The sequence below is a fragment of the Ignavibacteriales bacterium genome (genome assembly GCA_026390595.1).
Lineage (GTDB): Bacteria > Bacteroidota > Ignavibacteria > UBA10030 > UBA10030 > UBA9647.
Genome location: JAPLFQ010000026.1, coordinates 14,241 through 26,115, shown reverse-complemented (window position 1 = coordinate 26,115; position 11,875 = coordinate 14,241). Strand labels below are relative to the sequence as shown.

Sequence of the window (11,875 nt, the reverse complement as noted above, 5' to 3'; positions counted from 1 at the left end):
TCAATCCTTCCAAACGTAGTCGAAAAGCAGGTACGATCCACCGGTCATCGCCAGGATATAGCCGATAAGGATCTGGAAATCTCCGAGTGCAGTGCTCAATTCTTGCCCGTCGAGGGATTTCGTCGTCGCCTCCATGACAGTCATCAGGAGTACAATCAGAATAGGAAACGACAAAACAGGGTACAGCGTTCCCCTCGTATTCGCCTTTGCGACGATGGCAGCGATAATTGTCGATGCGGATGCAAAACCCAGGCTCCCGAGCACCACCGTCCCGACAAAGATCGACAATGTTTTGATCACGAAAGCGTTCGAAAATACGGTCATATAGAGTATTGTGACCGCAACCGTAAGCGAAAGAGTCAGCGCCGTGTTGAAAAGGAGTTTCGCGAAGTAGACAGTCGACGGCGTAGCGACGAGTTGCAGGGTCATCGTCGTCCCTCGCTCTTCCTCGCTGACGAACGTTCGTGAAAGCCCGGACATCGCGGTGAAGAAAACCACGACCCAGTACAGTCCCGAAAGGACGCTTGAGGTCGGTTGATCAGAGCGGAGTGCGAAAACTATCGTCGACACTGCGGTCACCACAAACATAAGGAGAGCATTCAGCGCATAACGCGTCCGTAACTCAGAATGCACATCCTTTCTGATCAGGGCCAGTGTACTCGATATTGCTCTCATACCCATTTGTCAAAAATAAGAAAGATCATTGCTAATGGCAAGCGATTCACCTCCGGGGATTGCTCATTCCCAAAGAAATACTCTTCTCGCACCACGTCACTTCCTCAGCATCATTGGTCGCCACGATGAGGATGGAGTCTTTTTTTTGATCCATTGCCCTTCGCTTGACCATTTCTATTCCGTCCGAATCCAGATTCGATGTAGGCTCATCCAACACAAGAATGTCAGGTTTATGGATCAGGGCAAATGCGTACTTGAGTCGTTGCCGCATTCCAGACGAATAGGTGCGCAGAAAATCGTCCTTCCGTTCCCACAATCCCACGTCCTGCAGCACTTCTTCAATTCTTCCCTTTTCCAGAACACGGTCCGATCGTATCTTCGAAAGCAATTCGAGGTTTTCCCACCCGGTGAACTCATCATACAACTGCAGATACGGACTCACCAACCCGATGTGGTTTCTTACATTGTCGTGTTCGATTGACTTCCCATCCAGCGTATACGCGATCGTTCCCTTCGTCGGGGACAGCAGCCCGCAAAGAAGTTTTACGAGAGTCGATTTCCCCGATCCATTGCGGCCAGTGATCGCAAGAGAATCGCTCCTACCCAACGTGAAGGAGACATCGCGAAAGATCGAGCGCCGGTTGAATTCCTTTGAAACATCCGACAGCGTCAGTGTCATCGAGCTCATTGTATGATCGCGACCTTCCACTTGAATTCCTGATCACCGCATCTCACCATAACGAAATACACGCCTGATGAAACCGAGCTGCGGAGGTCTGCTGTCGGCAATTCGATGTAGGAGTTTCCAAATAGCTGCTTGACGGCGTATTGCCGGGTGAACACGAGCTCAACTGCTCCGTTCATCAGAAAGACCTCTGCCTGATTCTGCGTCGCACCCTGCACCGGGAGAACCAGCTTCGAATCCTGAGCCAGCCGCACGGGATTCGGGGATGGATCCGGAGCCGTATTCGCATTTCCTCTTGTCGAGGCGAGCATGTACTGCGTTCTCCACATTTTCGGATCGCCCGCCGTAAATGTGAGTCCCAATCCCCTCGCAACCTTCTGGTATGGTGGTTTCAGGTCCGTGGCACTCAGGTTAATCTGAAGATTTGATTTCGAGGCGTTCAGATCCTGCGCCCCTTTCACATCCACATTGGCGATGATCGCCGTAATCGTGTCGGACGTAAGCACGATCTCGTAAAACTGCGTTGACAGCGGAGGAGCAGCGCTCGAGATCGAAGCCGTCAGCCCCGTGAAGGTGGTGGTGACATTCGGCGTAACCCTGGGATACCGGTTCCCTTCGACATAGTACTTGGATGTGTTCGCCCTGTCGGATGTGAAGTAATTCCACGAACTGAAAAGAGCGAATTCCGACTCCAGCGAAGTGCCGTATGTCGGCAGCACGGCCGCCATGCTTGCAATCGGAGGGGCCGATTTGATGCCGATCCAGAGATCATTCATGACTTTCCTGCCAAACCGCTGTTCGAGGAAGAACGCCCACACGGCGCGTTCATAGCCGCCATAGAGAGAGCTATTGAGCGGAAGTGATTGATTCAATGCGCCTCTAAACCTCTGGAAGTAGTTTGGAGCGTCAAACCAGTAATCGTGAACGCCGGGGGAAGAGACCTTTTCCATCCATACCGCAGAAAGTTCGAGGAACCATCTGTCCATATCAGGAACAGTCGTCCAAATCCCGTAGCTTCCCACTTGTATCGCATGAAAGAACTCGTGAGCCGCGGTGATTCGAAGCCCGTCGATGCCGGGAGTTCTGTATCCAAGGAAGTCGTTCTCAATCAGCGTATACGTTGTGTATCGCTGCCTCGAACCATTTTCGACAATGTCACTTTGCGACCATTCCGTTGACCCGAATGTGCCGGAGCCATAATCCTGTATATACACGTCGTACTCCGGACCTCCTCCTTGCACTCCATCGCCGGGTGGCGACGCATATCGAAGGGTATCAATTTCCAGTTTCCAGGCATAATCGAAATAGTATGCCACAGAGTCGACATATCGCTCGACAGTATCGGGAACTCGTTGTCCGTTCGCTCCAGCCGTTATGAGAGCTGGTGCGTCGAATCCGGTCGTGTCGTAGTGGATACGAAATCTTCCAGTCGGGCTGAGGCGGCTTTTCTGCCTTTCCACCCGTTGGGACACGTGCAGAACTTTGTTCCTTGTCTCAACAGACAGGTGATTCCAGACGCTCTGAGCACGGAGAATAGCGCTTGTACCGCATTTTCCCGTTTCTTCCTCGGTCATCCCAAGAATCTCTCCGATGTTCCTCGCGGAGCGCACGGATTGCGGGAGTTGCTGGGAATGGAGGTACCCCGCGAAGAAAGCAGACAGGAGCGCCACGCCTATGGAATTAACGACTTTTCTCAAGACTCTTCCTGACCAGTGTTTTGCCGTCATAAATACGGAGCATACCCAAATCAGACAACGTTAAAGCGAGGTCTGGGATCCCATCGCCGTTGAGATCCCCCAACGCGAAGTGGCTCCTCACAGGCACAGAGCAGAGCCTTCGAAAAGGATCGAACGATTGTCCACGGGCCCTCATCCAGCCAATCTCGCCCTTGTCCTGATCGTTGACGACGATGTCGATGATTCCATCTCCGTCGACATCCACGAACTTCAACTGAGCGGCATCTTCGATGCGGAGATCTTTCGCAAGAGTATCGGGGCGTCCGAATGCGCTTTCTTTCAACCAGCGAAGCCTCTCAAGCAGAGGCGTCGACCCAACGCTGAGGAGAAAGATGTCCGGATGACCCTTCCAGGCCGGATCTATTATCCAAACGTGACTTCGTCCTATGCTCTTGTCCGCAAGCTCGAGTGAAAACGTCTTTTGCTTATACGTGAACAAACTGTCAGCCAGCGACACGGCAAGTTCATGCTTCCCCGTGACGTTGTTACGATAGACATACGCAACGTCTGGCCGCTGATCGGAGTTGATGTTCCCCACGCCTGCTCCCAGCAGGGTACTCGTGGGCAGCAACCGAAAGCTCTGCTCGATGAATTGATGAGACCCGATTTCCTGGAAGAGCGTCATCGAGGCAGGAATGTTCCCTGCGGGAGGACTGAAGGTATAGAAATCAATCACCGGTTTCCGAAGACCGTTCCAATACAGCAACTCGACAGCGCGTTCTGTGCTAATCGTTGCGTTGGTGGATGTACGTTCTTTCTCATCCAGGGAGAAGAGAGACATTTGCCGCGAATTCGGATATGATATCAACAAACGGGCGGTTGAGTCAACAAGTGAATGAAACACAACATCGTGTGCATTTGCCGGGAGGGCGTAACTCAATTGTCCATAGAGCCCCCCCCTACCGTTGAAATAGAATGCGATGGAGTTGCTCCCTCCGGTTACGACTGCGACGTCAGAAAATCCATCGCCGTTCATGTCTGCCACAGAAACGCCCCTCGGTTTCGATCCTGTGGAGATGTCAACCGAATCCCTGATCTGAGCAGCCTGCTGAGCGTTGGCAATCGTGACGACGTGCTGTGAACCTCTGTCGAGCATCGCAACGCCCGATAGTCCGCGCCTTCCTGCAGAGTAAAGTGCAAATTGGGTGACATCCCTGCCGCAGGCGAAATCGAGGTGTTCATCGAACGTGTTATCACCCGCGTTCAGGTACACGTGAAGTGTAGAGGAGCCATCAATTCCAACGATATCCCTGAATCCGTCGCCATTGACGTCATCGACAGCAAACGCCAGGAAGGGCACATCCAGGCTGATACGCTGGCTCATTGTGAAATCACCAAGGCCATTCCCCTGAAGGATTTCGAGCTTGGCTGGACGCCTGCACGAAAGAACAATATCCAGGTTTCCATTCTGCGTGAGAGGCCTCACCGCGAAATCACGGACTTCGCCTTCCACCGGATAACTCGCCTGATCCAGGAACTTCCCCTGTCCGACACCGTACAGAAAATGAAGTTCGCTCCGCACCCAGTCGTACAACACGATATCGAGAAGGCTGTCATTGTTCAGGTGCACGAGCTTGAGGCCGCCGATGGCGTTGTCCGGAGCAAGCGCTTTGCCCTGTTTGAATTTGTCATTGCCGAATCCGAAAAATGGAATTGCACCCGGCGTGTCCCTGTCGTACGCAACGAAATCCGTCTTCCTGTCACCGTTGAGATCTCCGAACGCGATGCCGTCAGGGGCCAGTGGGAGTTGGAGTATTGAGACTGCCGTGAGTGTGTCGGCGGACAGGTTCGTGTAGAACGAAAGCGAACGGGCGACGTTATCCACACCCACGCCGACCTGTTTGTGCTCGAAAGGGAAATCCGGCAGCATGAAGTCATCGACAGGCGTCTTGAGGTAGTGCTCTCGCCAGCGGCCAGGCGTCCCGTTTGAATCAATCCAGGCTGATGTAATCGTCGCACCATGGAAGGACCAGCAGTAGAACGCCACTGGTTCGCTTGTTTTGTGGCTCAGCGTGAAGCGATCGACCTTCGCCGGAACAGAGGCAACACGTACTTGTCCGAAGGCCGTCTCCCGCGATTGTGCGCTGGTCTGATACAGCGTGAGCCAAAACGAAACAAGGGTGGCGGCAACGACGTGGGAAGAATAATGGCTTGAGTCTGAATGATTGCTCACGAGTCTCTGACACCTCTGCGACGTAGAGCGGAACATTGTACAACCAAGGCTAGGTCCTATCGTTGCTTCCGATGGAGTAATCTGAGTTTCCGCCTTCTCGAAGCATCGGCGTACCTCCGCTTCTCTGCATTCGTCACCGCTCGAACGGGCGGGGCGGGCACCGGCCTGCCGTTTTCGTCGATGGCCACGAACGTGAGGTAAGCCGTGTTGGTGAACAGCCGCTCTCCCGTCAGAAGGTTTTCCTTCGAAACGTGGACTCCTATTTCGAGAGACGTTTTGAAAACTCGGTTCACAGAAGCTTCGAGGGTCACAACATCTCCCTGAAGTATCGGGTGGTGAAAATTCAGTTCGTCCACAGACGCCGTGACACAGACACGATTCGTGTGTCGCGAAGCCGCGATAGCTGCCGCAATATCAATCCAGTGCATGAGTTGCCCGCCCAACAGGTTGCCAAGCCGATTCGTGTCGGTTGGCAGCACCATCTGCACCATTTGGACCTGTGACTCTTTTACCGTGCGAACCCGGGCGTGGGGCATTGGCTCCTCTCTCAACGTTCCGAAGAAACCGGCTGGTTCTTGCGCGGCTCAGCGGGCTTTTGCGGAGGCCGTGACAAGATCCGTTTCTGGAGATCGAGTGCGTCAGACTTCAACGTGCTGTTCGGATACTTCAGCAGGAATTTCTCGACCTCTGCCTTGGCCTCGCTGACTTTGTTGCGCATAAGCATGACCTCGGCCTTCTTGTATTGCGCCTGTTCAGCGTACGGCGTGTCATGGTACTTTTCGAGCACGTGGTCGAACGACGTCACGGCAGCCTTGTAGTATTCCATGTGGATGTACGTTATGCCGTTTTCGAATTCCTTTCGGGCTGACTTCATGTTCAGCTCCGATATTTTTGCTTCCGCCTGCGTCACGAGACTGTCTGTAGGATGATATTCGATAAAGGACTGAAACTCATCCACCGCCTGCCGCGTGTAAGTCTGATCAAGGTACGAAGCCGGCGACAACCGATAGTAGCACATTGCGCGTTGAAAGCGAGCCTGCGGGACGTACTTGCTCGTGGGCATCGTTCGCACAAGCACATCATATTCATACGCTGCGAGCACATATTCTTCCCGGCGGTACCGGCATTCAGCCATGAAGAACTGCGCCTGATCGGCAAACGTACTGCCCTGGTACTGCAGAGTCACGATTCGGAATTCCTCGTATGCATCGAGGTAGCTTTCGTCCTTGACCAGAGCCATTGCGTGCTCAAATCGTTTTTCAACCGAGAGCTGCTCAGCTTCATGAGTGGCTGCGCAACCGGCAAGAACCAGCGCACACCCAACCATCGTCGTAAGAATGACACTGCGAATCATAGTCTTCCGTTCAGTCATGATTGTTTTCAAAGTTTACGAACCACATTTTATTGCTCCTGCTGACACTGGCAGGCGAGAGTTTCTGTAGCCGCTTGAAGAACGAGTCATCCTCCGCGTCCGTCAGAGTGAATGACGGCTGGAACCCTGCACGCAGAGCAAGCAGACGGGCACGTCCAACAGTCGCCTTCCCGGCATTCCGAGCAATCGTCACTTCAACTCCCAGCCCAAACCCGGCTAACTCCCGTTGCGGCTGGTAGAACACGAAATTACCCAGTGAATAGAAAATGAGCTTGCCACGATACGATTCGACTCCCTGAACATAGTGGGGATGATGTCCCACGACGATATCAGCGCCACCGTCGATCAGCAGTTGCAGGTTTCGTCGAAGCTTCGATGACGGTCTGTCGCTGTATTCCACACCTCCGTGATAGCTCACGACAACCACATCGGCCTTCTGCCGCAATCCCCCAATATCGCTCCGACACTGCGCGCTGTCATACAGTGCGATTCGCCCACCCCACGTCCCCTGGAGATTCACGAATTCCGCGTACGCGAGGAATCCTATACGAATACCGCCTCTCTCCACAATTGCGGGGACTGCGCCCGCCATCGAATCGAACGAGGTCCCGGTGCATTCGATGCCGGCACCGCGAAGATGCAGCATCGTCTCACGCAAGGCCCTCATCCCGTAGTCGAACGCATGGTTGTTCGCAGTGGACACAACCGAGACTCCTGCCATTCGAAGGGAGACCGCACCTGATGGAGGCCCCGTAAAAATGAGATTGTACTTCGGGTGCTGCGTCTCGCCGTTCTGATCCGAAAGCTGGCTTTCGAGATTAACAAACACGACATCACCGCGAGACAGCGTCTCTTTCACATACCGAAACGGGTACTGCGTGTCTCCTCTCAGCAATTCCTGGCCCACCATACGACCCAGGTTGACATCACCGAATAAGAGGAGTGAAACCGGCCTTTCACTCAGCGCCGGCTGGGCCAGCAGAACCTCGCAGTAGAGGAGCACCAGCACAGCGATCAAGCAACGCACGCGCAATTTCAGTTCCTCACTGTAAAGAACAAGAACACGATCAAGAAAGCCCCTCCGATCAAGAGAACGGGGCCAAGAAGCCTGTCGAGAAGCGTTCGCTCGGTATCCTGTATCAGAGCAACCGCCCCTCCGTCTTCCCGGAAAGCTACCGTGTCGACAACCTGTCGCTTGAAGACCCCGAGGTATTGCGCAGACCCCGTGTCATTAGACGTTTGTCGAGCCTCGATGGCAGTCTGGATTTCGCGCCGGTACTGGCCATCTGCCAAGCCGGCATAGCGCACGCTCTGATCAAGTATAGTCACGTGAAGCTGATTCTTTGCCCGCACCTCGGAACCCTGCAACGATATGCGGATTCCCTTCCGTCCGAACAGATCCAAAAAAGCGTTCTCCACAAGCGCACGGGCAGTTCCGCCGGTAACAGCAACTCCCAGGCTTTCAAGTGTGTTGCGCGACGGGTTCATAGCGGAATAGCTTTCTTCGGCAATACCCGCCGCCTGAGAACGGAGTACCAATGCGGCACTTAGCCCGCTCACCTGCGCAGCGGCGCCGAAGAACTGCACCAGCGTTGCCAGGCCAAGAGCGAGCACTCCGCGAAGGATTCGCTGAGAGGTCATGGAGGTCAGACTCGGATTCCCCGTAGTTTCAGTGTGGCCGCAACCGCGATCTTAATGGATGCCCCCCATTGCCAGCTGTTCCAGGCGAGCGACACGCTCCTCGGTGGGCGGGTGCGTAGAGAACAATTTCATCATGCCACCGCCTCGAAGCGGATTCACGATGAACATGTGCGCCGTCGCCCTTCCCGCGTTTTCCATCGGAATGCGCTCAGCCCCGCTCTCGAGTCTTTTCAACGCACTCGCGAGACTCAGAGGCCGACCACAAATCCGCGCTCCGCCTTCATCAGCCGCAAACTCTCTGGAGCGGGAAACAGCAAACTGTATCAACATCGCGGCGATAGGAGCAAGGATGAGGAGAAGGATCTCTCCCAGCGGGTTCGAGTTTTCCCGATCCCTGCTGCCTCCTCCGAACATGGATGCGAACATAGCCATCCTGGCCATGAACATGATCGCGCCTGCCATGGCCGCGACAATCGTCCCCGTGAGAATATCCCGGTGTTTTACGTGCGCCAATTCATGGGCTATGACGCCCTCGAGCTCGTCCTCACTCAAGAGGCGCAAGATTCCTTCTGTTGCCGCTACCGCCGCGTGCTCAGGGTTCCTTCCGGTGGCAAAGGCGTTTGGTGAATCTCCCGGTACAATGTATACCTTCGGCATCGGCAATTGAGCCTGCGTCGCGAGTTTTCGCACGGTCGCATACAACCGCGGAGATTCCTGTTCACTCACTTCCTTCGCTCTGTACGTCATAAGAACGATCTTGTCCGAGAACCAATACATCCCGAAATTCATCAACAATGAAATTGCGAACGCGAAAATAAGTCCCTGTTCCTGCCCCAGCCACTGCCCTACAAGCATCATCAGGGCCATCATCAGCACCATCAAACCGACTGTCTTTACGGTACCCATGTAAATCTCTCCTCGCCGAGAAAGTGATTGTTACTCAATACCAAGGTAATTTATGAAAAAAACCAAGCAGATTCAATGGATTTAAAGCCTTCCGATTGAACCGGAGGCCCCGACATGCGACTTCCGCCGGAGCGCAGCTGCTTCAACAACGAAACTGATGATCTCAGGAGGGTTTTTCGGAAGAGCGCATGCCGCCACCGGCACGGATACGCTTGAGGGATTCTTCAACCAATCGGGGATCTTCATCGAGAAAATGACGTGAAAAGCGACGAGCTCTCTGAACCTCAAGGGAATCGACTTCAGCCGACACGAAATCCTCTTCGAAGAGCTTGGCTGTTGAGATCATTACGCCGCCGGGGTTCACGACAACCGACCCGCCCCAGAAATTCACTCCGTCTTCATAACCAACCCGATTCGCGAACACCACGTAGGAACTCAGAAGTCTTGCATACACACGATGATGTTCGTGGTTCACGCGCGCGGCGTCCATTTCGGCGCTCCCAGGAGCAACACGCGAGGGGCTCGCGGTCAGCGAGAACAGAACCTCAGCTCCATCCAGCGCAAGGAGATAAGGGAGGGACATATGCCAGAGATCCTCGCAGATAAGCATTCCGAATCTTCCATGTTTCGAATCGAATGCAGCCACTTCACTCCCTTGACTGAAGTAGCGCCCTTCTTCGAACATTCCGTATGTCGGAGGATAGATCTTCCTGTGAACATGGCGTATCAAACCATCTTCGAGAAACACTGCGGAGTTGTAGATTCCATGGTTCTCTGCGCTCTCAACCATTCCAAAGACGATCGAGACGGATTTGCTTGCTTCCTTGAGTCGAGAGAGACGGGGATCTGAAAATGGATCCAAAGCAACATCCCATGCCAGATCGCGAAGAGTGTAGCCGGTGAGGCTCAACTCGGGAAATATGACGAGGTCGGCCCCTTCCTTCTTCGCCCTGTCCACTGCATCCAAATGGCGGTTGAGGTTGGCCTCAATATTACCAACTGCTGCGTCGACCTGGGCTATTGCAAGTTTGAATTTCATAGTGAGAAGTGCAGGTGTGAGATTAGTGCAACAGGACGTGTGCCCGTCCGTTCCGGCTTATGAAATATCGACAGTATTTGGTAGTTCGTTTTTGTCCCCGGAACGAGCGGGAAAGTGAGAGGCCAGATGATCGGTCACTTCTCGAACCGCGTCAAGCAATCCCTGACGGTATTCCTTCGTTGCGAATCTTGCTGCCATGGTCTGAGCCACTCCCTGCCAGACAGACGGTCCCACTTTTTCATTGATATGTTCGTCGGCGAGTATAAAAAACTCACGCGCCTCCAGCAGAATAAAAATCAAAACGCCGGTTCGTTCTTCCGTTTTCATCATGCCGAGATGGACAAATTCCAACCTGGCAAGTTGTTCCACCGACAGCGCCTTTTCTTTCCTCGATCGCTTCTGCCGGATTGCCACTCGCAATTCCCCTGCAGTCCGTTTCTCCTGTTCGGCAATCGCGCCGGCGATGTCAGCCAGATCTTGCTTAGAAAGGAATTGTTTCACAAGGTTTGCCACACGTCACCTCACGATAGGTCAATCATCTTGATGTCCTTGATGTACTGCACGGTCTTGTCTTCTTTCAGATTGATCAGCTTTTCCATCTTTGACTCGATCCGTTCGACATTCTCCCGGATGATCGACAGGTATTTCGCTCTCTTCTCGGTGTTACCATTCTTGATGAGTTCGCCAACAAGACCCTTCATGTTCTGAAGAGGAATCGAGATCTCCCCCGCTATTCCCACGATCATTTCCTGCATCGCTTCGAGCCGTTTCTGGCGGATTTCCAGCTCGGCAACTTCCTTCTGAAACTTCCGTTTCTCGACGACGGTCATGATTGTCTTCGGCAGAATCGGAGTACTGATTTCTTCTTTCACCAGGTAGTCGCGCACGCCGAGTTTCATGACTTCCACGGCGAGATTCATGTCCTTGTTGACGGTGAGAAACACGACCGGCGTATCGACTTCTCGTTCCTGCATGGCTCGCGTGATTTCGAGGCCGTTCATCCCGGGAAGGAAATAGTCCATCAGGATCACATCGATCGCGGGATTGCGCACAGCCTCTTCGATCCCTTCCGGGCCATTCTCTTTCCAGAGCACTTCGATTTCAGCATCTTCGAATCGACTCAGGTAAATCTTCACGAGCTTTGCAAAGTCGATATTGTCTTCGACAAGCAGTACGGTAATATGCTTTTTCGCAGCCATGGCGCTCTCACTACTTGGTTTGTGATCTGGCCGCTTTCGACCAGTATTCCTGGATTGTCTTCAGCATCGGGTCAATGTCGTTGAGGATGGCAGTCTTCGACACATAGCTGCTTGCGCCAAGTTCGTATGCCCTCCGTACATCCTCTTCACGTTCCGAACTGCTGACGATGATCACCGGTATCGGTTTCGTGGATTCCCCTTCCTTGAGAAGCCTGAGCACTTCCCTTCCGTCGAGGCGCGGAAGATTCAGGTCCAGAAAAATGAAATCCGGCACTGCCTTCTGATCTGCTGTGAGCGTCTTCAGGTAATCGAGGGCGTTCCTGCCATCTTCGAAATAGGTGAACTCGTCGGCCCGTCCGCTTTTCCTGAACGCCCATTGGAGAATTTTTGCATGGTCGCGATTATCGTCTATCAACAGAATTTTCAGAGGCGCTGCGGTCAACTCTTCT

The 11,875-nt window shown here is 53.5% G+C and carries 13 protein-coding genes; all 13 read right to left on the bottom strand.

The window, feature by feature from the left end; translation table 11 throughout:
* Nucleotides 1–675, bottom strand: a complete 675-nt coding sequence (locus NTU47_15390) for a heme exporter protein CcmB (GenBank protein MCX6135194.1) — start codon at nucleotides 673–675, stop codon at nucleotides 1–3.
* Nucleotides 676–721: 46 nt separating this feature from the next.
* Nucleotides 722–1,363 carry an ABC transporter ATP-binding protein gene (locus NTU47_15385; GenBank protein MCX6135193.1) on the bottom strand — a complete coding sequence of 214 codons (642 nt, stop codon included), beginning with the start codon at nucleotides 1,361–1,363 and terminating at the stop codon, nucleotides 722–724.
* Nucleotides 1,360–3,057 carry a hypothetical protein gene (locus NTU47_15380; GenBank protein MCX6135192.1) on the bottom strand — a complete coding sequence of 566 codons (1,698 nt, stop codon included), beginning with the start codon at nucleotides 3,055–3,057 and terminating at the stop codon, nucleotides 1,360–1,362. The genes NTU47_15385 and NTU47_15380 overlap by 4 nt, the downstream gene beginning before the upstream one ends.
* A complete protein-coding gene (locus NTU47_15375) occupies nucleotides 3,041–5,269 on the bottom strand; it encodes a VCBS repeat-containing protein (protein MCX6135191.1) in 2,229 nt (742 codons plus the stop codon). Before NTU47_15375 ends, NTU47_15380 begins: the two co-directional genes overlap by 17 nt.
* A gap of 56 nt (nucleotides 5,270–5,325) precedes the next feature.
* Nucleotides 5,326–5,805: an acyl-CoA thioesterase gene (locus NTU47_15370; protein MCX6135190.1), complete on the bottom strand. Its 480-nt coding sequence runs from the start codon at nucleotides 5,803–5,805 to the stop codon at nucleotides 5,326–5,328.
* A gap of 11 nt (nucleotides 5,806–5,816) precedes the next feature.
* Nucleotides 5,817–6,641, bottom strand: a complete 825-nt coding sequence (gene bamD, locus NTU47_15365) for an outer membrane protein assembly factor BamD (GenBank protein MCX6135189.1) — start codon at nucleotides 6,639–6,641, stop codon at nucleotides 5,817–5,819.
* Nucleotides 6,634–7,668 carry a CapA family protein gene (locus NTU47_15360; GenBank protein MCX6135188.1) on the bottom strand — a complete coding sequence of 345 codons (1,035 nt, stop codon included), beginning with the start codon at nucleotides 7,666–7,668 and terminating at the stop codon, nucleotides 6,634–6,636. Before NTU47_15360 ends, bamD begins: the two co-directional genes overlap by 8 nt.
* A gap of 8 nt (nucleotides 7,669–7,676) precedes the next feature.
* Nucleotides 7,677–8,282 (bottom strand): hypothetical protein, encoded by a 606-nt coding sequence (locus NTU47_15355; protein MCX6135187.1) that lies wholly within the window; start codon nucleotides 8,280–8,282, stop codon nucleotides 7,677–7,679.
* A 51-nt stretch (nucleotides 8,283–8,333) separates the two neighbouring features.
* The gene (htpX, locus tag NTU47_15350) at nucleotides 8,334–9,188 is read right to left on the bottom strand and encodes a zinc metalloprotease HtpX (GenBank protein MCX6135186.1); all 855 of its coding nucleotides are present in this window, start codon (nucleotides 9,186–9,188) and stop codon (nucleotides 8,334–8,336) included.
* Nucleotides 9,189–9,351: 163 nt separating this feature from the next.
* Nucleotides 9,352–10,227, bottom strand: a complete 876-nt coding sequence (locus NTU47_15345; GenBank protein MCX6135185.1) for a hypothetical protein — start codon at nucleotides 10,225–10,227, stop codon at nucleotides 9,352–9,354.
* 57 nt (nucleotides 10,228–10,284) lie between these two features.
* Nucleotides 10,285–10,740, bottom strand: a complete 456-nt coding sequence (locus tag NTU47_15340) for a TPM domain-containing protein (protein ID MCX6135184.1) — start codon at nucleotides 10,738–10,740, stop codon at nucleotides 10,285–10,287.
* Nucleotides 10,741–10,748: 8 nt separating this feature from the next.
* The gene (locus NTU47_15335) at nucleotides 10,749–11,426 is read right to left on the bottom strand and encodes a response regulator (GenBank protein ID MCX6135183.1); all 678 of its coding nucleotides are present in this window, start codon (nucleotides 11,424–11,426) and stop codon (nucleotides 10,749–10,751) included.
* A gap of 10 nt (nucleotides 11,427–11,436) precedes the next feature.
* Complete coding sequence (locus NTU47_15330; GenBank protein ID MCX6135182.1) at nucleotides 11,437–11,841, bottom strand: response regulator; 405 nt, start codon at nucleotides 11,839–11,841, stop codon at nucleotides 11,437–11,439.
* Between the last annotated feature and the right edge of the window lie 34 nt (nucleotides 11,842–11,875).

Excerpts from the sequence above, each read along its gene's own strand:
- NTU47_15355 (MCX6135187.1), bottom strand. The coding sequence starts at position 8,282 with ATGACCTCTCAGCGAATCCTTCGCGGAGTGCTCGCTCTTGGCCTGGCA.
- NTU47_15390 (MCX6135194.1), bottom strand. The coding sequence starts at position 675 with ATGAGAGCAATATCGAGTACACTGGCCCTGATCAGAAAGGATGTGCAT.
- NTU47_15385 (MCX6135193.1), bottom strand. The coding sequence starts at position 1,363 with ATGAGCTCGATGACACTGACGCTGTCGGATGTTTCAAAGGAATTCAAC.
- bamD (MCX6135189.1), bottom strand. The coding sequence starts at position 6,641 with ATGACTGAACGGAAGACTATGATTCGCAGTGTCATTCTTACGACGATG.
- NTU47_15370 (MCX6135190.1), bottom strand. The coding sequence starts at position 5,805 with ATGCCCCACGCCCGGGTTCGCACGGTAAAAGAGTCACAGGTCCAAATG.
- NTU47_15345 (MCX6135185.1), bottom strand. The coding sequence starts at position 10,227 with ATGAAATTCAAACTTGCAATAGCCCAGGTCGACGCAGCAGTTGGTAAT.
- NTU47_15335 (MCX6135183.1), bottom strand. The coding sequence starts at position 11,426 with ATGGCTGCGAAAAAGCATATTACCGTACTGCTTGTCGAAGACAATATC.
- htpX (MCX6135186.1), bottom strand. The coding sequence starts at position 9,188 with ATGGGTACCGTAAAGACAGTCGGTTTGATGGTGCTGATGATGGCCCTG.